The following is a 24,622-nucleotide window of genomic DNA, read 5'->3' as shown; positions in this document are numbered from 1 at the left end:
CTAACCTCCTTATCTTCACTTAATACTGACGGAATTCCATCGCGTCCAGAATCGCGATCAACCGCTGCGTATCCAGGTTCATCTGACGGATCGCATCGCGCGTCTGACGGTAAACCTCGGTCATCGCATCCTGCGCCTGACCTAACCCCAATAAAGTGACATAAGTCGATTTTTTGTTATCCAGATCACTGGCTGATTTTCCCAGCTCCTTGCTGCTCTTGGTGACGTCCAGGATATCGTCCTGAATCTGAAAGGCCAAACCCATTAAAGCACCGATCCGCCGCCATTGCGGAATGGCCGCATCCTGACCGGCCAGAATCGCGCCCATGACCAGCGGCGCAGTAAACAGACAGCCGGTTTTATACAAATGGACTTCTTTGAGCTGTTCCAGCGTCACAGCTTGGCTGTTTTCCGCCTCCAGATCCTTGATCTGACCTAAGATCATGCCTTCCGCTCCGCCGGCCGAGGCCAGCTCCTTTACGATTTTTAACGCTTTGACCGGATCGTTGCTGCTGTTGGCGGCTAAGGCAAAGGCCTGCGTCAGCAAACCATCGCCGGCCAGGATCGCCGTCGCTTCGTTAAACTGTTTATGACACGTCTTGCGGCCCCGGCGGTAATCGTCGTTATCCATTGCCGGCAGATCGTCGTGAATCAGGGAATACGTATGCATCATTTCCAGCGCTCCGGCAGCCATAAAGCCCGCTTGCGCTGATAGCCCATAACCCTCCGCGACCGCGAACAACAGCTGCGGACGGAGCCGTTTTCCCTTGCCCATCAGCGAATATTCCATGGCTTCGCTGACCTCGGAATGTTTCAGCAGCCGGCACTGGCGCTGCAGGAATGCTTCAAATTCATTCATCATAAGTTTTCATCCTGACTTTCTTTCGGCTGATGCCGCAGCATCAGTTCCTGTACCTTATTTTCATATCCCTGCAGCTGGGTATCGAGATCCTGAACTAGATTCAGGCCCTCCTCAAACAATCCGATCGCTTGTTCCAACGCGATTTCATTGCGTTCCAACAGCGAAACGATCTGATCCAGCCGGTCCATTGACTGTTCAAACGTCGGCTTTTCACTCATGCTTGTTCCTCCTTTTCCTTGACAAGGGCCTGGATCTGACCGTCATGCAGCCGGATTCGCAGCTCCTCGTTGATATTAACTTCCTGGATAGAACGGACTAAATGCCCGTTCTGAGCGATCAGACCGTAGCCGCGCCCCAGAATCTTTAACGGGGAATAGGCGTCCAGCAGCCGGATCTTTTCTTTCAGCTGCTGCTGGCGAAGCATCAGCTGTTGTTTCTCATGGTGATTCAGATTCAGCCGCAGCTGTCCTAAGCGCTGCTGCTGAAGATGGACCTGACGCGAGGTCTGGTTTAACAAAACCGCGCTCAGCTGATCCAGCCGGGCCCGCTGGCCGCGGATCCGCTGGGTTGTGTTCTGCAGCCGTGAACTGTCGTAATCCAGCCGCATCTGAAGCGGCTGAAGCAGACTCATCGGATCCTGAAAGATCCGGCTTTCAACCTGCTGCTGATAACGCTGGCGCTGCTGACGCAGTTTCTGATTCATCAGATAGATCAGCTGCTGCCGCTGGCGCAGGCAATGGCTCTGCACCTCCGCTAACTGCGGCGTTGCCATCTCAGCCGCGCCAGTGGGCGTCGGAGCCCGCCGGTCAGCGACCAGATCGGCAATCGTGACGTCGACTTCATGACCGACGCCGCAGATTACCGGTGTTTGCAAACCGGCCATCGTTCGGGCTACGCATTCTTCATTGAACGACCACAGGTCTTCAATCGATCCGCCCCCGCGGGCTAAGATCATGACGTCAAAGCCTAACGTGTCCGCCTGCCGCAGCGCTGCGCAGATCTGTGCGGCCGCGCCTTCCCCCTGCACCAACACGGGGACTTCGCTCACCTGGGCAATCGGCCAGCGCCGGGCCAGCGTCGTAACAACGTCTTGGCGCGCCGCGGTGTTTTTTCCAGTGATGACGACAATCCGCATCGGATACTGGGGCAGCGGTTTTTTCCGGGCCGGATCGAACAGACCTTCCTCATGCAGCCTGCGTTTCAATTCTTCATATTTTAAATACAAATCGCCTAAACCGGTCGGCTTCATCGCCGTAACATAAAGCTGAAGCTGTCCGCTGGCTTCAAAGATCGACGTGTTGGCCTGCACCAGCACGGAGTCGCCTTCCTTGGGAATAAACTTGCAGCGGGCCGCATTGGAAGCAAACATCACACAGCTGATGCGTGATTTCTCATCCTTTAATGTAAAATACCAATGACCGCTGCGATGGGCTGTGAAATTGGAAATCTCGCCTGCAACGATCACACGCTGAATCAGCGGATCCTGATCCAGCTTGCCTTTCAGATACCGGACTAAGGCGCTGACGCTCAGCTGCCGGTTTCTCATATTCTGTCCAGAACGCCGTTGATCAATCGGTAGGCTTCGTCGTCGCAGTAATCTTTCGCTAACCGCACGGCTTCATCAATGATGATCGCTGCCGAGGCCGTCTGGTGATCCAGTTCGCTGCATGCCATCAGCAGGATCGCCTGTTCGAGAACGCCTAAGCGCTCGAAGCTCCAATCCTTTAAGGTTTCGTTAATGTATTGGATATATCGGTTTTCATTGTCCAGGGTATCCAGGATCAGAATCCGGCTGAAATCATCCAGCTCTCCGGTTTTCATCTCCATGACTTCCTCAATGATTTCATCCATCGGTTTGTTCAGCAGACGATGCTGATACAAACAGATCATCGCTTTTTCTCTACAACTATGTCGGTTCATGTTAACCCTCCGCTCATTGTATTATTTTAGCATGAAAAACGGTTTGGTGAAACTCTTTCTCATGCCTTTTTGCGGACTTTTGATTTGCCTTTTTTTTAACATTCCTATAGAATGGAAAACAGAACAGAAAGAAGGATCGATATGCGTTCTTCCTCATTCCCCGCACGTTTCTGGGGACATTTAAAGACGATTACGCTGCACAAGCTGCGGGTGACGCGGCTGTGCTTTAAAATGGGCTTGATCAAGCAGGGTCTGCTTCATGATCTGTCGAAATACAGCCCGGTTGAATTCTGGGCGGGAGTTCGTTATTTCCAAGGCTACCGCTCGCCGATCGACGCCGAAAAAGAAGCCAAAGGCTATTCCGAGGGCTGGCTGCATCACAAAGGGCATAACAAGCATCATTGGGAGTATTGGATTGATCGGAACAAGCAATGTCAAGGCTTATTTTGCGTGGAAATGCCGAAGCGGTATGTCGCAGAGATGGTCTGCGACCGGATCGCAGCGTGTCAGACGTATCAGAAAGAGAAGTATACAAACGCTTCGCCGATTGAGTATTTCCTTCAGGGCAGCGACAAGCAGTTCATGCATCCGCATACCGCAGCGCTGCTTCAGCAGTATTTGGAATGGGTTAGAGATTTCGGGATCGACGCGGCATTTAAGAAAATTCAGCAGGATTTGCGGCGCTCGGAGGTTGTTTAAAGTATTTTGAATTCATGTTTTAAAGGCTTGATCGCTTGTTTAACAGATTTTTACAGAGGACAAGCAAGCGGCGCAGAACAGCCGCTTTTCTTCCTGTTGAAGACCGTTCTTCCGGCAAAAAAGATACATTCCTAAAGAAACAGTGCGCCGCCCTTCCCCCATTGCTTTGCTTTCAGCATTCCGCTTTCATTAGGATTTTAAGCGCAGACTGTTCCGTAAATCTCTTTTTATTTACAGTTAAGTTCTATATCAGAAACAATCCGTTGGATAAAAGCGAGGTGATCCCATGCGCTCTGTTGATTTATCCGGACTCCCCCGCGATGCGCGTCATTTCATAGCCTGGAATCAGTCGGAAGGCTATGACATTCCCTTTCAGTATGATGATCAACAGGGCCTGCTGACGATCCTGCGGGCTGGAAAAGGAAATCATGGCGAAGCGGTGCTGGATATCCTGTATGCCGGCCGGATTATTCCCGCGGTGCCGGCTAGCTCCGTCAAGCATTGTATTTTAGGCAGGATCCTTCAAACTCGCCATTTCGATTTTGTTACGTCGCTGGGGCAGCGGTTTGCGGACACCCGGCGGGATTATACGATTATAGATCAGCGCCGCGGGCGTTTAAAATCCAATTCCAGGATGACGCAGCGCGAAGTTCTGATCCTGTGTTCGCGGTGCGGCGCTAAAACCTGGATGGCGGAAGAACGAGTCCTGCCGCCAAAAAGCTGTGCCTGCGGACGCTGCCGGTATTCGCCTCTGTCCGGCAAGCGTTCCATCGCTCAAACCGATCGCTGGATGATCCCCTTTTTCCCCGGCGGTGAAGACGAAGCCCGACAATACACCCGCGGGCAAAACAAAAAGCTTCGCTTCCGTTGTCCCTATTGCGGTAACGTGCGCGAAAAAGCGATTGCGATTTCGACGCTGCATCATACGCATTCCATCGGCTGCGCCTGTTCTTGGTCTGTCGGGCGCTCCTTTCCGCACCGGCTGATTAAATCCGTGCTGGATTATCTTAGAATTCATTATATCCAGGAAGCTTCCAGAAAAGAGCTGCCTTGGGCGCAGTCGTTTTCCTATGATTTCTATCTGCCGGATTTCGGCGTGATCCTGGAAGCGCATGGAAAGCAGCATTATGAGGAAGGCACTGGTTATTTTAAGAATACGTTAAAGAAAAACAAAGTGAACGACGCGCAAAAAAGAAAGCTGGCCCTGGACCATGGCATCACCGCTGAGCGCTATCTTGAAATTAACTGTAAGAAAAGCGAAACCGAAGCGATCAAAGCTGATCTGCTTCGCTCCTCACTTTCTCAAATCCTGAAATGCGATCTGGCTGGTCTGGATTGGATCGAACTCACAAAAGCCGCGTGGAAATCAGAAAAACTGAACATCCTGGAAATGAGCGTTAAAAATCCTGAAATGTCAGTACGGGCCCTGGCGGAACACTTCGGCGTCAGCCGGGATTTAGTAAAAGAAGTCCAGGTCAACGCCGGAATTTATAATAGTCAGAAGGAACGAAAGCTGGGCGTAAAGCGGCAGCAGGCCCGTTATCATCATCGGACCCAAGCGCGGAATGAAAAGATCTGCCAGCTGAAAAAGGATCGTCCGCAAGCCTCCACTCAGGAAATAGCTGAGCTTGTCGGCATGGAGCGTCATGCGGTTTACCGGATTTTGAAACAGAGCGGGCTCTACGACGAACAGACAGAGAAACAAAACAAAAATAATAAAATTTCCACGTCTAAAAAGAAAATTAAAGATTGCGATATTCAGACGATCTGTCAGATGAAACTGGATCATCCGCTTCTGTCTGCCAGAGAGGCCGGCCGATTAACCGGTCACAGTCACAGTACAATTTTATCCGTCTGGAGAGAATTCGGATTAGCTTAAAGTGTCGAAGACCCTTTCCTTCCGGGGCAAAGAATGACAACTTGTTATCACTTGCCTGATCTGGTAAAAGGAAGACTTGCGGTGCAAGGAAGGCCTACATGAAATACGAAAAGCGAAGCAAAAGATCAGAGAAGAAGACGGAACTTTGATCTTTCCGCTGTTACAGAAAAACGTTTCTTAAATCAGTCCCGGTTGAAGCCAGGGCTCGAGTAAGAAACGTTTTTCATTAGAACATGGATGAATTAAAATTAAACTGTCCAACGCGGATTCGCGGCGATCTCAGCTGTCCTGTTCAATCCCTGACCGTTAAAAATCAGGAATAGGCTTGCAGAATGCGATCGAGTTCTTTCTGCGTTACCGGGATCGCGGAGCCATGCCGGACGTCGTTGTTGGGCAGCGTATAGTCGCCTTCTGCGAGCCACTCAAAATCAGCGTCTTCTCCTAATTGGGAAAAGCGGGCGACATAGAAACGCTGATTCGGGTAATTGTCTACGTACAGATAGAAAACGCCGGACTCATGCAGTGACGGCAGCGTAAACGGTCCTTCAATATACTTGCGGTTATAGATGAACAAATCATCATAACGGCGCGTAAACCCCGCAGTCAGATCCTGGGTGCCCGCATAGAAGATCGTCTGCGCCGCCTCACGTTCATCTTTATAAAGCATCCAATACTGACCATGCATGCGCAGGATTGTGCCGTCGATAACTTTATAGCCCGGATTGAACAATGATTTGGGATAAGTAAAGGTTTCAAAATCCTGGGTTGTCACCGCAAACATGGATCCGCTTTTCGGATCCTGCGCATCGGAATAATAAATCACATACTCCCCGGCAACGAAATCATACGTCATTTCCGGCGCCCAGGCCCGGCTTCCGGTGCTGTACAGTCCTTTATCGAACCAGGCGATCCGATGCAATCCATGATCGCTTAAATTTACAAGGTCTTCGCTTTTCCAGACATAGATCGAAGGATTATCATACCCTTCCGTCGCCAGAATCACAAATTGACCTTCGGCGTCGCGGCCGATAAACGGGTCGCGGACCCGTCCGGTTCCCAGCTTACTGGTCAGAATGGCCTGTCCCTGATTCAAATCAGTCCAGTGCAGACCGTCCAGACTGTACGCCAGCTTTCCCGTTTCCTTACCGAGATCGCCGTTGAAATACGATAAGATATAACCGGCATAAGCGTCAAGCACAACGGCTTCGATCGTCACCGTTTCCTGCTGATCCCCCTGCCGGAGCGTCGCTTCCAGTTGAACCGGCACACGTTCGTCTTCCGGATTTATTTTGATCAGAACATTGTTTTCCAATCGAATTTCACCTGAAACCACCTTCCATTCGATCACGCTGTCATTTTCGCCCACAGTTGGCAGCGGACTCCCCGCATTCAGCAATGTGCCCAATGTAATCGGCAGCGCTTTGACATCCCGAAGCAAGCGGGTTGCCGGCGTCTGGGCCCGGATTGTGATCGGGAAGTCGCGTTGGAACTGACGGTTTTTGATTTTAGTTGAGAGCGTCAGCGTAATCTGTTGATCTCCCTGTTCCGGAGTTGGAACGGTGATCACACCTTCATTGTTTTCGACTTTCAAAAAAGCTGGGTTGCTGCTGGTCCATTGAGCTTCGTACTGACTGTCCACCTCAGGATACAGCGTCAGGTTTTCTCGCAGATCTTCCGCATTCGGAATGGTGATTTCACTGAGCAATACCTCTGGATAAAAACGGTCGAACTCATCTTCGATTTCTGAAGCGCTCAGGGCTTTTTTCCGAATCTGAAAATCCTGAAACTGTCCTTCCATGCAATCGCCGTAAGCAATCGCATCCTTGCCGACGACAAGCCAAGATTTTTCGATCTGATTGATCGAAGCACCCATTTGCCCTGTCATTGCCGCCTGTCCATTGAGATAGACCGTTGCTTGCGTTCCTTCAAAAACAATCACAATTTGATTGTAACGATGGGTATTCAGCGTAAATTCGCTGTTGGAAATCAGCCACTGTTCCTGCCCTTCGGCTTTCATCTGCAGCGCCATTCCCTGCAAAGTTCCGTCTTCCCGGGCCGTCAGGTTGGTCAGCTTCATCATTTCCTGCTGCTCGTTGACTACGGAGATCAGCGGCAGATCCGGAACGTTTGTCGACGGCTTGATCCAGAAGCTGAGGGTCGCGGTATCGCTGCCGTTCAGGATCGTGCTTTCCATCGTATGCTCCGCGTCGCTGGTTAAAAGATAGGCATCCATTTTAATCCCTTCGCGCCATGTCCATTCCGGAGCTTTCGTTGAGTTGTAATATTCGACCTCCGCAGTATCCGCCGCCAGACTGGTATCGGCCACGTGTGTTGTCTTTGGGTTTTTCTGACAACCGCCGAGCAGACAGAGACTCAGCAGTGAAAGGATCATTTTGTTCAAGATTGACAGAGAAATCATTCCTTTCTTATTTTCTTATCTTTTAGTATACAAGAAAATAAGCATGAACACCATGCTTACTTCAAGGTTTCCGATATCAGTTTCTTCATCAGCTGCCGCTGTCGGGCAACAAGCTCAGCTTCGTTAAGAACGCAAACTTTCCGATTTTTGACTTTCCATTGCCCGGCGACCATGACATGTTCGATCCATTCAGAACGGCCGTCGAGGACCCAATTCTGCAGGACGTCGCTGAACTGCGGAGTGCTGATCAGCGGCTGAAAATCCGGCTCGTCCATTCGGATAAAAATGAGATCTGCCTGCATTCCAGGCTTCAGAAGGCCGGTTTCCGGCCACCCGCAGCAGCGCGCGCCCCACTCGGTCGCCATTTTCCAGACGATTTGCGCTGGATTGAGAACATGTTGATCCCGCAGAAGCAGATACTCACATTTCATAACATCCATAAACTGCAGTCTTCCCCAATCTGTGCCCAACCCGATTTCAATCCCCTGATCAAGCATCATTTTCAGCGGACTGACGCCGTTCTGCGACTTTAGATTGGAGATTGGACAGTTGATCATCCGTGCGCCTCGTTTTGCGGCAAGCTGGATCGCCTCTGCCGGAGCTTTACAGTTATGAATGAGAACGCTGTGTTCATCGAGCAGATCAGCTTGAGCATAAGCTTCAATCGTATGTTGATAGCCTTTGGATCGAATGGCCTCGGCGGCCAGATCCGTTTCCATGCAATGCGCTTTGAATATTGTCTGCGGATGATTTTGTTTCCAGAACTGTGCTTGACTGCAGCGATCCTGTGACCAGCTGCTTTCCTCCGGCAACGGCAGCGCTGCTTTCAACAGTGGCCGATCTTCTAATAGAGATGGATCGTCCGCTTCCAACGTCAGACGGATTCCGCACAGCTCGCCAGCTCTTTTCTTGGCTTGGTAATCTTGTTGAAACAAGCGGCAGTCAAAAACGGTCGTTACGCCTTGCTTTAGCATCGATATATATTCATACAGCGATAGTTGAATCTTTTCTTCTTCTGTGCAACGGTTTAACGCATTGATAAATCGTTGTTGAAGCTGTCCCTGCGACGTGTCGTTGAGCCATTGCGCCACTGGCATATCCATAAACAAGCCGCGCGTGATGGTGCTGGTACCGTGAAAGTGGGCGTTGACCATACCGGGAAGAACTAACAGATGACTGCAATCCAGTTCTTCTAAGTCATTGCAGAACTCAGCGATCTGATCCTGATGAATAACTAAATCACCTTGAATTAAGTGATCCTCCTCATTGAGATACCAAGCATTTTTTAATTTCATAGAATTTCCTCTTTTTTTATTTTGTGATTGCTCGATTTGAATCTCGTAGAAAATCGATATGATTACATTTCAAGCTATGCCTTCGGCTATATTCATTGTTACCCATAACTTACCCTCTCATAACCATTCTATATATAGAGTTGACTAATATACTAATTCTGAAAATACGAGTTAATCTTGGCAAACAATAAGGTTATCTCATCTTTATACTCGTCCTTCAAGTCACCACCTTGCGTCATCATACCTAATTTTTCTGGCTTGTTTACACTTGGTTTATCTCTTACATCTGGTGCAGAGATAATTAATCCTTCATATTCGGGAAATTGATCTTTAAATTTTTCCAAATCATTAGGCTTGTCCCCATCAAAAATGGCAACAACCTTTTTATAACCCAAATCTTTTAGAATTGTTGCTATTTTAGCTATATTTGAGGAACCTCCAGATCCCCATCCAAAAAACGTGCCATTTAACTGCAAATCTACGATATCTGCAGCTTTGCTATACATAATCACATCCTCTTGTCCTTCTGTAATAATGATTCTATCTTCTAGGAAGAACATTTCTCTTGCTTCAGTACCCAAAGTATGAGGCTGATTTATGTTTTTTAGAAACCCTTCAATGCTTTTTTGAGATTCATTCGAAAGATGGAAAACATCTATATCTCCATTCTCGTTTTTGATCGTGCGATAGAGATAGGCGCCATTAACCAATGAATTCATATCAACAAAACAAGGTGAATGGGTATTGATTATAATTTGTCTATCTTTCGCATATTCCTTGAACAATTGAAGAATTCTTTTCTGATATGCTGGATGGAGAGATAGTTCTGGCTCATCTATAGCTATTGTGCTATTTTGTTCTGAGTCATATAGTGCATCGCATATAGTAAATACGCTCCATATGCCATCACCAAGTCCTTCACTACTATGAGTACATCCATTTATTATTAATTTAAGATAAAACATTCCATTATCATTTTGCTCTATTGTCCACTCTAGGTCATATCCAAGAACTTGCTTTAGAATTGGATCAAATGCTTCTTTGTTTTTTTGCATCTTAAATAGCCGAGCATTGAATTCATATATAGATGATGTTCTATTGTGAATGTTTGCTTGTTGATTTCGAAGATAATCAGATCGTTCCATAAAATTCTGACCAAATTCATAATCAACGAAGCGCCTTGATTGAAGTACAAACACTCTGGGCCCATCAAACCATGTGCTCTCATCTGCTCCGACTTTGGACATAGTTGTAGAGCTACCACCGCCATTTATTGTATCAATTCTGTAATCTCCAATGTCAGTTGTCTGTAAAAAGAGATGTACTTTTCCATTTTCGCATTTACTATTCCTTTTCCTTTCGGAAAAAGACGGAGGATTGTCTTTTGATGAATTAAAAGAACGAAGTGCCTCCAAGATAGTGGTTTTTCCAGAGTTATTCGCACCCACTAAGATAGTAATGCCACTACCGAACTGACCGTTTGGAACAGCAAATTGAATTGTCTTTTTTTCGCCAAACCCTCTAAGTCCATGTATTGTAAGACTGTCAATCATATGTTAACCTCCTATTATGAACCCTTACGTCACATTCTTTACGCTTCTATAGTCTTATCCAGTAGTTGACCTTCCAACAAAATCACATGCTCGTTCGGTACATAGTGATAGATAGAAGCAATGATAATTTGATTATTGGGGAAATCACGCTGAAGAATCTGCATCATCTTACCAATGTTTATATCGTCTACTTCCTTGCCTTTTGGAGAATCCAAAAGAATCGGCAATTTGATCCCAAGTGCTTTTTCTATTTCGATAATATAAGCCAGGCGGAACGAGAATACAGTTTTATGAAGTATCGCACCCGACAGTTCTTTAAGATTGCTTGTAAAAAGATATCTCCAAGTCATCTTTTCTGCCTCAGAATCCCCAAGCTCACCCATGTATTTCTGCACAGTTTTTATCATAGACTGGGTCACATCATTGCTGTCATTCGTAAATTGAGAAATCTGATCTCCCAACGCTTTTCTCTCTTTTTCCAGGTCGCTGATCACTCTTTTCACATCAATAGGACTAATATCAACATCGGTCATCTTACGATCAAAGACATCTGCCAATGATTCAGTTGGAAACAGGGCTAATTGTTGTTCTTCTTCCTTAATCTCAAGCTCCAAAGTTTCTATCTCTTTAAGGATTCGTTCCAATCTTGGAATAAGCAATTTCTTCTTTGCCTGAAGGAGATCAATACTATCAGTTGCACCAACAACCATATCACGAGTAACGCAAATCTCCTCGCCACTGTCCAATCTGATTACCAGCTTCATGTTATCAATTAACTCGATGGCCTTTTTGTTATTCTTGATATTTTCATCCAAACGCTTGATTTCTTTTTTTAACACATCTCTCTCAACTCGAAACTGATCCAGTTTTAACAACCTTTTACGATTGTAGCTGTCCCGCGTAAACGAACCGCTGGCAAATGCGATAGATTCTCTGTACTCCGCAATATTCAATATCTGCTTATACTTCTTGAGATTTTCCTCTATTTTTTTCTTTCGCAATAATATATCCGCGCAGTTTCTACCAGACAAACCTCGAATCAGTTCGTCAATGTTGAAATGTACACCGGCTATTGCTTTTCCGCGATTCAACAGGGTCCATCCTTTTTCTTGATCAGCATATATGGCTCCAAGCAAATTATTGAGTATATCTTCGTTGTCGGTTCCATAGATTTTTTCATGCAGTTCCTTGGTCTGCACCGGAAGAGCATACGAATTCTGAGTATCGCCTTCTGTGAGTTCTATGGAATCAGATGTGTTTCTGTTAAGCACTAAAAGTGTCCCGTCATCTTTTTCAATGACAACCCTTATACTGCAGGTCTCAATATTAAACTTCTTTGTCCCCGGAACCGCATAACCAAGTCCGTATAGAATACAACGTATAAGTGTCGTTTTACCGGTACTGTTCTTTTCGCTGAAAATAAGGTTAAATCCTGGTTCAAAAGAACGTTCTGTGCAAAATAAACCTTGAGAAATGTATATTGATTTGATTTTCATAACGACACCTCTCTGCTGATATTATCGATTAAATATCTTTGGTGAATCACTTTTGCGAGGATTATTTTTGTAATCGCTTCCTGAACTTCGGTGTTTAATGATTCAAGAGAAAAAACAGAGATATAATCCTGCCACCTATCCTTTATAAATGTGCGAGTACGTTCCTTCATCGACAAAGTATCATACGATGAATTATAGTCAAACAGAATTTTCGTTATGAGATCATATCTTTCAATTATAGAGTTAATGAGATAGGAATACTGGGTTGTAACCTCATTTATAAGTCCTTGATCATATTCATCAATGTACTCAGAAGGTATGTGCTTATCCAAAGTCAGAACTATTACTGGCCATACAACTTCTTTTTTATTCAACTTAATTGCTGTATCGGTTTGAGAACCATTGTGAAATAGATCATTCTGCCATACTTGCATTAGCTCGGTTGCACTTATAATCTGTCCTAAGTTTAGCTGATTGATGAAATCTCTAATCTTCTCTTCAATAACCGCATATCGTGTCTTCAAATTATTTGTTTCAAACATAAAATAGTATATTTGAAACTTATTCTTATCAAACAGCACGCCGAGTCGTTCAATAATATCATCAATTACTTTCTTTGCTTCATCAGACAAATCGTTATAGCCTACTACCGCTGGAGGACCATAGAAGAAGCCTTTAGAAGTGTCCTCCTTCAACGGGTTCTTAGAATTGGTGATAAGGATCAATTCTTCTACCGACTTGTTATCGGCAGAAGAGAGCGTACCTATTGCTTTTCGAAGATTTCTTCTCACATTTGAAAAATCACTACTGCCTTTTACTATACCTTTCGCCTGAGCCATGATTTGTTTTCCATCATTCATGGTCAGTTCAATATCTTCAGAGGCTCCTTCCATGCGAACTGTTTTTACTTCTCTTATATTATCTAATAACAGGAAAATAGTGGCGTTGACCTGAAAATCAAAGCCAAACACTTCCGGACTAGCATTAGAACCTTTAGCCATGCTCAGTTCCTCCTTCGTTATTTATCTGTATATGGAATAATTATGAGTCTGTTATTCAAAGAAAACAAAAACCGCATGGAATCCCTTCCACACGGTTGACTTGACTGGGCCAAAGCCCACCGTTGATAAATTATACCACAAAAGTCGTCATTTTTCAATGCGATCCGCATTTTTGACAATCAATTCGTCGAGTTTTGCGTCAACTTCTTGCTGAGTTGACGCAAACACATACGCATACCGATAAGTAATATTAATGCTCTCATGCCCCACCCGTTCTGCGATGGCAACGGCATTGAAGCCCGTATCAATCAACAAGCTGATGTGGCTATGATGGATGTCGTGGATGCGTATGCGCTTTACTCCGCTGGCAGAACAGCCACGGCGTATCTCATGGTACAGATAAGATTTTGTGAACGGGAAGATACGGTCATTTTCTGCAAGATGCAGTGTTTCGATATAGGTTGCCATTTCGTCGGCATAGAAGTCCGGCATAAGGACACAGCGGATGCCTTTCTCTGTCTTTGGCGACGTAATAATATCCTCGCCTTTGATGATTTGAAAGGATTTGGTGACATGGATTATCTTTCGTTCAAAATCAAAGTCTGCAGGAGTTAATGCCAGCATTTCTCCCAGCCGCAATCCGCACCAGTAGAGTGTTTCAAAGGCATAGAAGGACATCAGCTTATCCTTGAGAACTGCAATGAATTGCAGACATTCTTCCTTTGTCCAAACCAGAACTTCGCCGCATTTCTCCTTACCCATATTACCAGCTTTGGCGACAGGGTTGTCGGGTAATCCATAAAATCGCACAGCATGATTGAACATGGCGCTGAGCTGATTATGAATCGTCTTGAAATACACCGGTGAATAGGGCATACCGTTTTCATCCTTCGTCTTCATAATCGTATTTTGCCAATGCAGAATGTCAATCGGTCGAACATCCCGCACACGCTTGTCACCAAAGTAAGGGAGAATCTTCTTTTCGATAATACTGCTCTTTGTTACCCATGTGTTTTTTCGTAGCCGATTCTTTAAGTCATTTTGATAGGCCTCGTAGAAGGATGCAAAGGTCATGACCAAGCTTCCTGCGGATTTCTGCAGAAATTCTCGTTCTCATGCCAACGCATCTCGTTTGGTGGTGAATCCTCGCTTCGTTTTTCGTAATGCTTCTCCCAACCAGTTTTTGTAGCGGACGTACACGTACCAACAACCGCCTTTGTCTTTGTAAGCTCCCATAAAAAGCTTTCTTGTGAATTCATATACTTGACCCCAAAGCCACTTGGCACAACTTTTTTACAGTACCAAATAATTTCTCTGGGACGGCAGGAAGCGTTACAAAATCGGTTCTTTTTTCTCCGAAAGCCTATTATGATGCAAAAAATCCGCACACCTTTACTCGCATAAGGGTGAGCGGATATACTATAAGGCCACTTGAATTTATTCTGTTTTTGGTATCAAATTGACCACAGCATTTTATCCGATTTTTGAGAATACGGAGAAAACGCGCGATAAATCAATCTTTTATGAGAAAAATGAGGCTTTACGATACCTCAGAGAACTGAGAGAATTTTGACCCTTATTCCCACTCAATCGTCGCACATGGCTTCGGCGACAAATCATAACAGACCCGGTTCACGTTCTTGACTTCCTTTAAAATCCGATCCGTGATCTTTGTCAGCACCGGCCAGTCGATCTGTTCAATCGAAGCGGTCATCGCGTCGATCGTGTTGACCGCGCGGATGATCACCGGATACTCAAAGCAACGCGCATTGTTCTTGACGCCCACCGATTTGAAATCCGGAACAATCGTGAAATACTGCCAAACTTTCTTATCCAGTCCCGCCTTCGCAAACTCCTCGCGCAGGATCGCATCCGATTCCCGCACCGCTTCCAGCCGTTCTCTTGTGATCGCGCCCAGACACCGGACACCCAGTCCCGGCCCCGGGAATGGCTGACGGAAGACCATGTCGTGCGGTAAGCCCAGTTCCAGACCACATGCCCGGACTTCGTCCTTGAACAGATAATACAACGGTTCTACTAAGTCGAATTTCATGTCTTCCGGCAGACCGCCGACATTGTGATGCGACTTGACGACCTTCGCCGTCTTCGTACCCGATTCCACGATATCCGGATAAATCGTGCCCTGCGCCAAAAAGTCAATCCCTTCCAGCTTGCGCGCTTCTTCCTCAAACACGCGGATGAACTCAGCACCGATAATTTTACGTTTCTGTTCCGGATCCGCTATCCCTTCCAACTTCGTTAAGAACCGTTCGCACGCATCCACATAAATCAAGTTCGCATCCATCTGATTGCGGAACACTTCAATTACACTTTCCGATTCACCCTTGCGCATCAAGCCATGATTGACATGTACGCACACCAGCTGCTTGCCGATCGCTTTGATCAACAACGCTGCGACGACCGAAGAATCAACGCCCCCGGACAACGCAAGCAGCACCTTTTTATCCCCGACCTGACGCCGGATCAATTCGATCTGGTCGGCAACGAAGTTTTTCATATTCCAATTCGCTTCCGCATGGCAAGTGTCAAACAAGAAGGAATTCACGACCGCTCGCATCGCATCTTCCTCCATCGGCCACTGATCAAGGCAATGCTCACCCTTGGCCGCCGCATAATTCACCGCCAGCACCGGAACGCCTGCGTTATAGATAAAATCACGAACTTCAATCGCCTTACCGTCGACGATGTTCAGCGGGCCACCGTTAAGGATGATCCCCTTGACATTATCCAGCTTCGTCAGTTCTTCTTCCGTGATATCATGTGGTTTAATCTCGCTGTAGACGCCCAGATCACGGATCATCCGCGCCAGTACGGTATTTTCATCACTGCCTAAATCTAAAATTAAAATCATATCCTGTTTCATCGCTGTTCCTCCTTCGACTTCCTTTTTATTCCAGTCCTAATGTAACAAAATTCGTGTTTCTTTGCAATCGCCGATTGCCTTTCTTACCAACTTTTGAATTTTGCCAACTTATCTTGATCCCCTAACTCCTTTAGAAAAAGACCGGAGGTTTCCGATCTTTCACTCAAGGTAAGGGAAAAGCTTATTTCATCGAACTCTTGTCTTTGACAATGACGTCGTGCGCCCCGCCTTCGACAATCGAGGTCGCGGAAACCAGGGTCAGCCGGGCGTTCTGCTGCAGCTCAGGAATCGAGAGCGCCCCGCAGTTGCACATGGTCGATTTCACCTTATACAACGTCAGCGTGACGTTTTCCTTCAACGTTCCGGCATACGGAACATAGGAATCGACGCCTTCCTCAAAGCTCAGCTTCTGAGCGCCGCCCAAATCGTAGCGCTGCCAGTTGCGGGCGCGGTTGCTGCCTTCGCCCCAATACTCTTTGACATAGGTGCCATTGACCATCAGCTTCGTCGTCGGCGATTCTTCAAAACGGCTGAAATACCGTCCCAGCATGACGAAATCCGCGCCCATCGCTAACGCTAAGGTAATATGATAATCGTAAACGATGCCGCCGTCCGAGCAGATCGGGATGTAAATTCCGGTCTCTTCAAAATATTCGTCACGGGCTTTTGCAACTTCGATGACCGCTGTCGCCTGACCGCGGCCGATGCCTTTGGTTTCACGGGTGATGCAGATGGAACCGCCGCCGATGCCGACTTTAATGAAATCTGCGCCGCTCTCCGCTAAGAACCGGAATCCCTCGCGGTCGACGACATTGCCTGCGCCAACCTTAACGGAATCGCCGTATTTCGCGCGAATCCAGGAAATCGTGCGCTTCTGCCATTCACTGAAGCCTTCCGAGGAATCGATGCACAGCACGTCGACGCCCGCTTCCACTAACGCCGGAACACGCTCTGCATAGTCGCGCGTGTTGATGCCCGCGCCGACGATATACCGCTTGTGGCAATCCAGGAGCTCGTCTGGATTTTCTTTATGTGTGGCATAATCCTTACGGAAAACAAGATACAACAGGTGCTGATTCTCGTCGATGATCGGCAGCTGGTTCAGCTTGTGTTCCCAGATCAGATCGTTGCAGTCCGACAAGGTATCGCTCTCATGACCGACGATCAATTTATCATACGGCGTCATGAAGTCCGCAACCTTGGTTTCCGGCGCCATCCGGGAAACCCGGTAATCGCGGCTGGTAACCATGCCGACTAAGCGTCCGTTGGCAGTTCCGTCCTCAGTGACCGGCATCGTGGAATGTCCTGTTTCCTCGACCAGTTCAAGAACCTGTGCCAGCGTCATATCCGGCGTAATGTTGGAATCGCTGACGACAAAGCCGGCCTTGTGATTTTTCACGCGGGCAACCATCGCCGCCTGACTTTCAATCGACTGTGATCCAAAGATGAACGAAACGCCGCCTTCCTTTGCCAGCGCCACCGCCATCCGGTCATCAGACACCGCCTGCATGATCGCGCTGACCATCGGGATGTTCATTTCGATCGCCGGTTTTTCACCTTTCTTGAACTTGACTAACGGCGTCTTCAGGCTGACAGACGTCGGGATGCACTCGCTGGAAGAATAGCCCGGAACCAACAGGTATTCGCTGAAGGTATGAGACGGTTGATCATAGTAATATGCCATAGTATTCGCTCCTTTTCCCTTTTTGTATTATCCATGATTATAATGAAATTGTGCCCCAAAGTAAAGGATTAAATGATCCGTTTTGAAAATTTTTACAATTCTTACGATAAAAGGCGGTCCTCCGGTAAAAGAAAGCCCGCCTTTTCGTTATTTTGTACGTTTATATAAGGTATGGATGGCATGCTGATCAAAGTCCATCAGCGCTTCGTGCAGCGCTTCGCTCCAGGTTGGATGAGCCATGATCACGCGCTGGCAGTCGTCAATCGTCAAATGCTGGCTGACGGCCTGGGCTACCGTGCCGATCCAGTCGCTGGCATGCGCTCCGGCAATCACTCCGCCAACCAACTGACGGGTGGCTGCGTCGGCAATCAGTTTGACAAAACCGCGCGGCGCCTGCTCAATCATGGATTTGGAATTGCTTAAGGTGCTGGTCTTGCCCACGATGACCGATAACCCCTGCGCCTGCGCTTCTTCCTCCGACAAGCCGACCCACGCCGCTTCCGGATGGGTGTACAGACATGACGGCACGCAGTTCAGATCAAACTGCGGCGAGCGCCCCAGCATCGTATCCACCGCATTGATCGCCTGCGCGCTGGCCAGATGCGCAAGCTGAATCCGGCTGGTCACATCCCCAGCGGCATAAATCGTAGGAACCGACGTCCGGCCGCAGGCATCCGTGATCAAACGGCCGCGCTCCTGCGCCAGCGCCTGCGCGCACTCGCATAACACCGGTTTGCGTCCGGTTGCGGCGATGATCCATTCCCCTTCCGCGCGCATCGGTTTTTCTTTTTCACTATAGTCTACGGCGTTTTCATGAATCTGGGTAATCGTAATGCCGCAATGCAGCTGCGCACCCCGGCGCTTGAGGATCATTTGAAGATTCTGCGCGATTTCTCGATCCGCCTGAATCAACGGCCGCGGAGCAGCTTCCAACAGCGTTACCCCAACCCCCAGATCCAATAATAAATCCGCGAATTCCAGGCCGATCACGCCGGCCCCGATAATCACAGCCTGCTGCGGCAGCGGACGATCCCACTGCAGCACCTGGTCCGAGGTCATCGCCAGTTCAATTCCCGGAATCGGCGGAACTGAAGTCCGGGAGCCGGTCGCGATCAAAATATGCTCAGCTTCAATAGTCTCATCATTCACACTGACCGTCTGCGGGCCGGTAATTTTCGCTTCGCCATGAAGAAACTGGATTGAATTGCCTTTGATCAACTGGGCAATTCCCTTCTGCAGCTTCGCCACGGTGTCTTCCTTCTGCAGCCGCAGCGCTTCGCCGTCGATCTCGATCTTGGCGTACTGCGCCGCAATCCGCAGCTGATGCGCCTGGTATAACAGGCTCTTGGTCGGAATGCACCCGCGGTTAAGACATGTGCCGCCGACCTGGTCTTTTTCGATCAGCACGACCTGCATGCCGCATTGAGCGGCGTGAATTGCCGCTTCATAGCCGGCCGGGCCGGCGCCGAGAATCACAAGCTCGGTTTTTAATCCCATTTTGCTTCCTGCCCTTCTATTTCTTGACTGATCCATGCAATGCATTCCGGGATCAGCGGATGGTGCGGACTTGCGGATAAAGCACGTTTCTGCAGCGCCTGGGACGTCAGCGGACAATCATGAAGCAAAGCTTCCAGCTCCGTGATCGCCGCCGCATCCATCGCGTCGGTATACAGCCGGCAGGCGCAGATACGCTGAGACTGCAGCTGCAGCTGCGCCTGGATCTCCCCCCAGCCGAAACGTTTCTCCAAGCATAAATCAGCCTGGAATTTCTCTGGAAACAGCCAGGCGTCGCTGCGGTAAAACTGAGCCAGCGCTTTGATTTCCGCAATCTGCGCCGGCGTCCATTCCCACATCGTTCCCGGTTCTCCATAAACCTGTTCCATCGCTTCCCGCAACGCGGTTTTCAGCTGGCTGATCGTCATCTTTGGCGCGCATTCCTTTAAATTGATGACGCGCTGACGGACGGAATCGACGCCGTTGCCTTTCAGCTTCGCGGCGGATACCTTCAGGTATCTGGCCACTTTCTCGCTGTCCGTATCGACGAGCAGCGTACCGTGATGAAAGCTGCCGTGGGGCCCGTGATAAAAGGCGTTGCCGGAAAATTTCCGGCCCTGCGCCGTCAGATCGTTGCGGCCTGAAAACTGCGCGTCCACCCCGAACTGACGCACAGCCTGCAAAAGCACGGAGCATTGCCGATGCAGATCAAACTGATCGTTGGGAACCAACATCGTAAAGTTCAGGTTGCCCAGATCGTGATAGACGGCCCCGCCGCCGGAACAGCGCCGGGCTAACAAGCCGCCGTCCTGCTTCAGCGCCGCCAGCCGGCATTCCTTCAGCGGATTCTGGTTTTTGCCGATGACAACGGTATGCTCGTTTTGCCACAGATAGAGAATTCGCCGGCCGTCGAGATGATCGCACAGCCACTTCTCCATCGCTAAATTAAAGTAAGGGTCAAAAGTCTGACCCTCTGTAAAATACAGCATTTTGCTATTCGTTTCCCTTTTGCCAGCGCAGAATCGGATGCCGGGCCGCCTGGACCTCATCGATCCGGCCGACCGGCGTCGTCGTTGGACACGCCCGCAGTGCCTGCGAATCGCTGGCCGCCAAGTCAAGCAGTTCACTCAGCACGCGCACCGCTTCATCGAGCACTCCCTTTGGTTCGGTTTCCGTCGGTTCCACCATCAGCGCTTCTTCCACGATCAGCGGGAAATACATCGTCGGCGGATGGATGCCGCGGTCGATCATCCCTTTGGCGATATCCATCGCACTGACACCCAGGTCGTGGTGCTGACGTTTCAGCGTCATAACGAATTCATGCATGCACGGCTGGTCAATCGCCATATCGTAGTTCCGGCTCAGTTCATGTTCCAGATAGCGGGCGTTGAGCACCGCGACCTGACTTGTCCGGCGCAGCCCTTCCTTGCCTAAGATCATGACATAGGTTAAAGCCCGGACCATGACGCCGAAATTGCCGTAGAACATTTTCATCCGGCCTAAACTTTCCGGACAGTCTTCATGAATCCGTCCGTTTTCGATCCGCGGCGACGGCAGATAGGGAATCAAATGGCGCTTGACGCCGATCGGCCCGCTGCCCGGTCCGCCCCCGCCATGCGGCGTGGAGAACGTCTTATGCAGATTCAAATGGACGACGTCGAAGCCCATATCGCCTGGACGCGCAATGCCCATGATCGCGTTCAGATTCGCGCCGTCGTAATAAACTAGACCGCCGGCGTCGTGAATGATTTTTGTGATTTCCATAATATCTTTTTCAAACAGCCCCAATGTGTTTGGATTCGTCAGCATCAGCGCCGCGGTCGTTTCATCCGCCATCGCCCGCAACGCTTCCACATCGACGTTGCCTTCCGCGTTGCTTGGAATCTGCTTGACCGTAAAGCCCGCCATCACCGCGCTGGCCGGATTGGTTCCATGAGCGGAATCCGGCACGAACACGACGGTGCGCTGATCTTCATGATGGCGTTTCAAATAGTTGCGGATCGTCATCAGGCCGCTGAATTCGCCATGCGCGCCCGCGGCCGGCTGGAAGCAGAACGCATCCATGCCGGTGATCTGCGTCAGATATTTTTCCAGCGTTGCGACAACTTCCAGACAGCCCTGCACGTCCTCTTCCGGCGCCAGCGGATGGATCGCCGTAAAGCCCTCAAGGTTGGCCGCGTCTTCATTGACTTTTGGATTGTATTTCATCGTGCAGGAGCCTAATGGATAAAAGACGTGATCAACGCCTTTGACACGCTGGGAACATTCGGTGTAATGACGCACGACCTCCAGTTCGCTGACCGAAGGCAGCTGCGGTTTCTCAGCGCGCAGTTTTGTTTTTAAAGTATACGCAGGAACCTGAAGCTTTGGCAGCGCCACGCCCCGATGTCCCTGGGTTCCGCGTTCAAAAATCAGCTGGCTCATGCGGCCACCTCCCCGATCAGTTCGACCAGATGATCCATATTTTCCTTATTGTTCACTTCCGTCGCGCACCACAGAATCTCGTGATCGCTCAGCGGCAGTCCGCCCAGGATGCCGTGATCTTCCAGATGTTTGAGCAGCACGCCGCTCGGTACCTCGCTGACCGTTACGAATTCATGGAAGAATTCGCCGGGATATTTCAGCCTGAGCTTAGTTTTTTCACATAGCTCGTGCGCTAAATAGTGGGCGTTGCTGACACAGTGCGCGGCGACCTGTTCGATGCCTTCCGTCCCCATCGCGCTGCAGTAGATCGCCGCTCTCAGCGCGCATAACGCCTGATTGGAACAGATCGAGCTACTGGCCTTTTCCCGGCGGATGTGCTGTTCACGGGCCTGCAAGGTCAGAACGTAAGCCCGCCGGCCTTCGTGATCGGTACTCTGGCCGACAATCCGGCCGGGCAGCTTGCGCATCATCGCCGATACGCTGGCCATAAAGCCCAGATACGGCCCGCCGAAGTTCAGCGGCATGCCTAACGGCTGGCCTTCGCCGACCGCGATCACAGCGCCGGCTTCCTTCGCTGACGGCAGCAACGCCGCAGCGATCGGATTGATGTGCAGAATCCCTTTTACCTTTTTCTCCGCCGCCGCTGCAAACAGCGTTTCTGCGTCTTCAATTAAACCGAAATAGTTCGGCTGCTGCAAAAGCAGACAGGCGATATCCTCGCTCAGCGCTTCCCGCAGCACGCTTTCTTCCAGCACGCCGTGCGGACATTCCAAGACAGTGATTTCCATACCGTAGGCTTCGCCGTACGTCCGGATCACCTGCAGGATCTGCGGATGCACCGACGCCGGCACCAGCACACGGCGATGCTTCGGATCCCGGCACATCAGCAAGGCTTCAGCCGCGGCCGTCGCGCCGTCATACACGCTGGCGTTGCTGACGTCCATGCCCGTCAGCTCGCAGATCATCGTCTGATATTCAAAAATGGACTGCAACAGTCCCTGACTCATTTCCGCCTGATACGGCGTGTACGCCGTCAGAAACTCGCCGCGGCTGGACAGTGCGTTGACGAGACTCGGGATGTAATGGCGGTAAGCGCCCGCCCCGCGGTAGAGATCTTCATAAATCCGGTTGTGCGAGGCCATTTTCTTCAGCTTCGCCAACGCTTCAAATTCACTCATGCCCTCCGGCAGATCCCAGCCGTCTTCTTTTAAAAGTACCGCTTCGGGCAGATGCCCGGTTAAAGCGTCTAAATCTTTAAGCCCCAGCGAATCGAGCATCGCCTGCAATTCTTCCGGGCTGGATGCAATGTAATCGCTCATGGGCTACTCCAGCGTCGTCAGATATTCGCTGTAGGCTTCCGGACTTAACAGATCGTCTAATCCGCCGACGTTCTCCATCACGCAGATCCAGTTGCCGTAGCAGTCCTCGTTCAGCTTTTCCGGAGCGTCGATCAATTCCTCATTCGTTTCTTTGATCGTTCCGGCGACCGGTGAATAAATTTCACTGACGGCTTTGACGGATTCGACATCGGCTAACGCGCCTTCCGCTTCGACTTCCTCGCCGGCAGGATGCATGTCGACAAACACGATATCGCCCAGACTGTCCTGCGCGTAATCGGAAATTCCGATTTTCACTGTGCCGTCCGGCAGCGTTTCAACCCATTCGTGCGACTTGCTGTAAAGCAGACCTTCTTTTACGACTGACATTTTGTGTGTCCTCCTTCATTTCTTATTTTATTTTTATTGTCCCAGTCCCGCCGGCTTTTTCCATTCCGGCAAGGACTGCAGGTTTCCTCGTTCAAGCGGAAGCTGAGGCCGCTGAGGCCTTGTTTCTGCGCTTCACAAACGATGGCCTCCGCCCTTTTCCGCCCTTTGATCCGCGTTATTTCCGTTTGTAAAACGGCATCGGCGTGATCAGCGCCTTCATGCTTCGGTTTCCATGAACAACCTCAACCTCAGCGCCGTCCTGAGCGTGATCGACGTCGACATAGGCCATCGCGATCGCTTTGCCCAGCGTCGGCGCCATCGTCCCGCTGGTGATATGGCCGATGACTGTCCCATCCTGGCGAACCTCGTAATGCTCGCGGGCAATGCCGCGGTCGAGCAGTTCCAGACCGATCCGGACCTTCGTCAGACCTTTTTCCTGAATTCCCTGCTTGCCGATAAAATCAGCTTTATCCAGCTTCACCGCGAAGTTCAGACCTGCCTCTAACGGTGAGGTCTCGGCGTCCAGCTCATGCCCATACAGCGGCATCGCCGCTTCTAAGCGCAGCGTGTCGCGCGCGCCCAGTCCGCACGGGATTAATCCCAGCGGTGTTCCGGCCTCCATGATCGCCTCGACGATCGCCATCGCGTCTTCATTGCGCATGTAAATTTCGACGCCGTCCTCGCCGGTATAGCCGTTGCGCGAAACCAGACAGGTCTTGCCAGCGACCGCGATCTGATCGGTAAACCAATACGATTTTGCCGGCAGCAAAGTCAGATCGGCAATCTTGCCCAGGATCTCAATCGCTTTGGGGCCCTGCAGCGCAACTTGCGAAATGAGCGATGAAACATTGCGCAGCCGGACGTCGTGACGGCAGTTCTGATTAAACCACTCCCAATCTTTCTGCTTGTTGGAAGCATTGACGACACATAAAAAATGCTCGTCGTCAAACCGGTAGACAATCAGATCGTCGACCGTGCCGCCGTTTTCATAACACAGGCAGCTGTAGAGCATCTGTCCATGTTTCAGATTGGCGATCTTGTTGGTCAGCAAATGATCGAGAAAAGCGGCCGCTTCCGGGCCTTCGACGAGAAATTCGCCCATGTGCGACACGTCGAACAGTCCCGCTTGTTCACGGACGGCCTGATGTTCTTTCAGAATGCCGGTTGGATACTGGACGGGCAGCCAGGAATCGGCAAATTCAACGAGCTTGCCCTGGTGGCTTTGATGAAAGTCGTATAACGATGTTTTTTCTGTCATCTTCGTTTCCTTTCCTTTTCAGGTTCCTCTTGTAGCTTTATTATAGCG

The 24,622-nt window shown here is 49.5% G+C and carries 21 protein-coding genes; 2 read left to right on the top strand and 19 right to left on the bottom strand.

Features of this window, described 5'->3' with window-relative positions:
• Positions 1 to 19 precede the first annotated feature (19 nt).
• From DWY25_RS11200 to nusB, 4 genes are read right to left on the bottom strand one after another with little or no spacing between them, the layout of a single operon-like run.
• Positions 20 to 862 carry a polyprenyl synthetase family protein gene (locus DWY25_RS11200; RefSeq protein WP_117895303.1) on the bottom strand — a complete coding sequence of 281 codons (843 nt, stop codon included), beginning with the start codon at positions 860 to 862 and terminating at the stop codon, positions 20 to 22.
• A complete protein-coding gene (gene xseB / locus DWY25_RS11195; protein ID WP_006060764.1) occupies positions 859 to 1,080 on the bottom strand; it encodes an exodeoxyribonuclease VII small subunit in 222 nt (73 codons plus the stop codon). The genes DWY25_RS11200 and xseB overlap by 4 nt, the downstream gene beginning before the upstream one ends.
• Entirely contained in the window at positions 1,077 to 2,408 is a 1,332-nt protein-coding gene (gene xseA, locus DWY25_RS11190) for an exodeoxyribonuclease VII large subunit (protein ID WP_117895302.1), read from the bottom strand. Before xseA ends, xseB begins: the two co-directional genes overlap by 4 nt.
• On the bottom strand, positions 2,405 to 2,782 hold the full coding sequence (nusB, locus tag DWY25_RS11185; RefSeq protein WP_039865145.1) for a transcription antitermination factor NusB: 378 nt from the start codon (positions 2,780 to 2,782) through the stop codon (positions 2,405 to 2,407). The genes xseA and nusB overlap by 4 nt, the downstream gene beginning before the upstream one ends.
• A gap of 141 nt (positions 2,783 to 2,923) precedes the next feature.
• Between nusB and DWY25_RS11180 the strand changes: the two genes are divergently transcribed.
• On the top strand, positions 2,924 to 3,481 hold the full coding sequence (locus DWY25_RS11180; RefSeq protein ID WP_117895301.1) for a DUF5662 family protein: 558 nt from the start codon (positions 2,924 to 2,926) through the stop codon (positions 3,479 to 3,481).
• A 286-nt stretch (positions 3,482 to 3,767) separates the two neighbouring features.
• On the top strand, positions 3,768 to 5,360 hold the full coding sequence (locus DWY25_RS11175; protein WP_117895300.1) for a hypothetical protein: 1,593 nt from the start codon (positions 3,768 to 3,770) through the stop codon (positions 5,358 to 5,360).
• Positions 5,361 to 5,673: 313 nt separating this feature from the next.
• Here DWY25_RS11175 and DWY25_RS11170 read toward each other — a convergent pair whose 3' ends face one another.
• The 15 genes from DWY25_RS11170 to gcvT form a co-directional block, all read right to left on the bottom strand.
• The gene (locus DWY25_RS11170) at positions 5,674 to 7,779 is read right to left on the bottom strand and encodes a LamG-like jellyroll fold domain-containing protein (RefSeq protein WP_117895299.1); all 2,106 of its coding nucleotides are present in this window, start codon (positions 7,777 to 7,779) and stop codon (positions 5,674 to 5,676) included.
• A gap of 56 nt (positions 7,780 to 7,835) precedes the next feature.
• Complete coding sequence (locus DWY25_RS11165; protein ID WP_117895298.1) at positions 7,836 to 9,074, bottom strand: amidohydrolase family protein; 1,239 nt, start codon at positions 9,072 to 9,074, stop codon at positions 7,836 to 7,838.
• 152 nt (positions 9,075 to 9,226) lie between these two features.
• Positions 9,227 to 10,627 (bottom strand): ATP-dependent nuclease, encoded by a 1,401-nt coding sequence (locus DWY25_RS11160; RefSeq protein WP_117895297.1) that lies wholly within the window; start codon positions 10,625 to 10,627, stop codon positions 9,227 to 9,229.
• 38 nt (positions 10,628 to 10,665) lie between these two features.
• Positions 10,666 to 12,123, bottom strand: coding sequence for an ATP-binding protein (locus tag DWY25_RS11155; protein WP_117895296.1), 1,458 nt, complete (start codon positions 12,121 to 12,123; stop codon positions 10,666 to 10,668).
• Entirely contained in the window at positions 12,120 to 13,124 is a 1,005-nt protein-coding gene (locus tag DWY25_RS11150) for a hypothetical protein (RefSeq protein WP_117895295.1), read from the bottom strand. The genes DWY25_RS11155 and DWY25_RS11150 overlap by 4 nt, the downstream gene beginning before the upstream one ends.
• A 147-nt stretch (positions 13,125 to 13,271) precedes the next feature.
• Positions 13,272 to 14,198, bottom strand: coding sequence for a tyrosine-type recombinase/integrase (locus tag DWY25_RS11145; RefSeq protein WP_462439532.1), 927 nt, complete (start codon positions 14,196 to 14,198; stop codon positions 13,272 to 13,274).
• Between the two features lie 39 nt (positions 14,199 to 14,237).
• On the bottom strand, positions 14,238 to 14,360 hold the full coding sequence (locus DWY25_RS18110; protein ID WP_462439531.1) for an Arm DNA-binding domain-containing protein: 123 nt from the start codon (positions 14,358 to 14,360) through the stop codon (positions 14,238 to 14,240).
• A 340-nt stretch (positions 14,361 to 14,700) separates the two neighbouring features.
• Complete coding sequence (guaA, locus tag DWY25_RS11140; RefSeq protein WP_117895294.1) at positions 14,701 to 16,008, bottom strand: glutamine-hydrolyzing GMP synthase; 1,308 nt, start codon at positions 16,006 to 16,008, stop codon at positions 14,701 to 14,703.
• Positions 16,009 to 16,189: 181 nt separating this feature from the next.
• A complete protein-coding gene (locus tag DWY25_RS11135; RefSeq protein ID WP_006060786.1) occupies positions 16,190 to 17,692 on the bottom strand; it encodes an IMP dehydrogenase in 1,503 nt (500 codons plus the stop codon).
• A gap of 147 nt (positions 17,693 to 17,839) precedes the next feature.
• Positions 17,840 to 19,189: a dihydrolipoyl dehydrogenase family protein gene (locus tag DWY25_RS11130; protein ID WP_181981798.1), complete on the bottom strand. Its 1,350-nt coding sequence runs from the start codon at positions 19,187 to 19,189 to the stop codon at positions 17,840 to 17,842.
• On the bottom strand, positions 19,180 to 20,175 hold the full coding sequence (locus DWY25_RS11125) for a lipoate--protein ligase (RefSeq protein ID WP_181981797.1): 996 nt from the start codon (positions 20,173 to 20,175) through the stop codon (positions 19,180 to 19,182). The genes DWY25_RS11130 and DWY25_RS11125 overlap by 10 nt, the downstream gene beginning before the upstream one ends.
• 4 nt (positions 20,176 to 20,179) lie before the next feature.
• Positions 20,180 to 21,610: an aminomethyl-transferring glycine dehydrogenase subunit GcvPB gene (gene gcvPB, locus DWY25_RS11120; protein WP_117895291.1), complete on the bottom strand. Its 1,431-nt coding sequence runs from the start codon at positions 21,608 to 21,610 to the stop codon at positions 20,180 to 20,182.
• Positions 21,607 to 22,929: an aminomethyl-transferring glycine dehydrogenase subunit GcvPA gene (gcvPA, locus tag DWY25_RS11115; RefSeq protein ID WP_117895290.1), complete on the bottom strand. Its 1,323-nt coding sequence runs from the start codon at positions 22,927 to 22,929 to the stop codon at positions 21,607 to 21,609. Before gcvPA ends, gcvPB begins: the two co-directional genes overlap by 4 nt.
• Positions 22,930 to 22,932: 3 nt before the next feature.
• Positions 22,933 to 23,316 (bottom strand): glycine cleavage system protein GcvH, encoded by a 384-nt coding sequence (gcvH, locus tag DWY25_RS11110; RefSeq protein ID WP_006060791.1) that lies wholly within the window; start codon positions 23,314 to 23,316, stop codon positions 22,933 to 22,935.
• Positions 23,317 to 23,491: 175 nt separating this feature from the next.
• The gene (gcvT, locus tag DWY25_RS11105) at positions 23,492 to 24,574 is read right to left on the bottom strand and encodes a glycine cleavage system aminomethyltransferase GcvT (protein ID WP_117895289.1); all 1,083 of its coding nucleotides are present in this window, start codon (positions 24,572 to 24,574) and stop codon (positions 23,492 to 23,494) included.
• Positions 24,575 to 24,622: the final 48 nt, after the last annotated feature.

It is taken from the genome of Holdemania filiformis (assembly GCF_003459085.1).
GTDB lineage: Bacteria > Bacillota_I > Bacilli_A > Erysipelotrichales > Erysipelotrichaceae > Holdemania > Holdemania filiformis.
Note: the sequence above shows the minus strand (reverse complement) of the source record. Positions and strands in the feature narration are given on the sequence as shown.

What these genes read in the sequence shown, in the direction of transcription:
- gcvPB (WP_117895291.1), bottom strand. Translation starts at nt 21,610, where the DNA reads ATGAGCCAGCTGATTTTTGAACGCGGAACCCAGGGACATCGGGGCGTG.
- DWY25_RS11150 (WP_117895295.1), bottom strand. Translation starts at nt 13,124, where the DNA reads ATGGCTAAAGGTTCTAATGCTAGTCCGGAAGTGTTTGGCTTTGATTTT.
- xseB (WP_006060764.1), bottom strand. Translation starts at nt 1,080, where the DNA reads ATGAGTGAAAAGCCGACGTTTGAACAGTCAATGGACCGGCTGGATCAG.
- DWY25_RS18110 (WP_462439531.1), bottom strand. Translation starts at nt 14,360, where the DNA reads ATGGGAGCTTACAAAGACAAAGGCGGTTGTTGGTACGTGTACGTCCGC.
- DWY25_RS11200 (WP_117895303.1), bottom strand. Translation starts at nt 862, where the DNA reads ATGATGAATGAATTTGAAGCATTCCTGCAGCGCCAGTGCCGGCTGCTG.
- DWY25_RS11125 (WP_181981797.1), bottom strand. Translation starts at nt 20,175, where the DNA reads ATGCTGTATTTTACAGAGGGTCAGACTTTTGACCCTTACTTTAATTTA.
- DWY25_RS11155 (WP_117895296.1), bottom strand. Translation starts at nt 12,123, where the DNA reads ATGAAAATCAAATCAATATACATTTCTCAAGGTTTATTTTGCACAGAA.
- gcvT (WP_117895289.1), bottom strand. Translation starts at nt 24,574, where the DNA reads ATGACAGAAAAAACATCGTTATACGACTTTCATCAAAGCCACCAGGGC.
- DWY25_RS11135 (WP_006060786.1), bottom strand. Translation starts at nt 17,692, where the DNA reads ATGGCATATTACTATGATCAACCGTCTCATACCTTCAGCGAATACCTG.
- DWY25_RS11145 (WP_462439532.1), bottom strand. Translation starts at nt 14,198, where the DNA reads ATGACCTTTGCATCCTTCTACGAGGCCTATCAAAATGACTTAAAGAAT.
- DWY25_RS11175 (WP_117895300.1), top strand. Translation starts at nt 3,768, where the DNA reads ATGCGCTCTGTTGATTTATCCGGACTCCCCCGCGATGCGCGTCATTTC.
- DWY25_RS11180 (WP_117895301.1), top strand. Translation starts at nt 2,924, where the DNA reads ATGCGTTCTTCCTCATTCCCCGCACGTTTCTGGGGACATTTAAAGACG.
- guaA (WP_117895294.1), bottom strand. Translation starts at nt 16,008, where the DNA reads ATGAAACAGGATATGATTTTAATTTTAGATTTAGGCAGTGATGAAAAT.
- DWY25_RS11130 (WP_181981798.1), bottom strand. Translation starts at nt 19,189, where the DNA reads ATGGGATTAAAAACCGAGCTTGTGATTCTCGGCGCCGGCCCGGCCGGC.
- DWY25_RS11170 (WP_117895299.1), bottom strand. Translation starts at nt 7,779, where the DNA reads ATGATTTCTCTGTCAATCTTGAACAAAATGATCCTTTCACTGCTGAGT.
- DWY25_RS11160 (WP_117895297.1), bottom strand. Translation starts at nt 10,627, where the DNA reads ATGATTGACAGTCTTACAATACATGGACTTAGAGGGTTTGGCGAAAAA.
- gcvPA (WP_117895290.1), bottom strand. Translation starts at nt 22,929, where the DNA reads ATGAGCGATTACATTGCATCCAGCCCGGAAGAATTGCAGGCGATGCTC.
- gcvH (WP_006060791.1), bottom strand. Translation starts at nt 23,316, where the DNA reads ATGTCAGTCGTAAAAGAAGGTCTGCTTTACAGCAAGTCGCACGAATGG.
- DWY25_RS11165 (WP_117895298.1), bottom strand. Translation starts at nt 9,074, where the DNA reads ATGAAATTAAAAAATGCTTGGTATCTCAATGAGGAGGATCACTTAATT.
- nusB (WP_039865145.1), bottom strand. Translation starts at nt 2,782, where the DNA reads ATGAACCGACATAGTTGTAGAGAAAAAGCGATGATCTGTTTGTATCAG.
- xseA (WP_117895302.1), bottom strand. Translation starts at nt 2,408, where the DNA reads ATGAGAAACCGGCAGCTGAGCGTCAGCGCCTTAGTCCGGTATCTGAAA.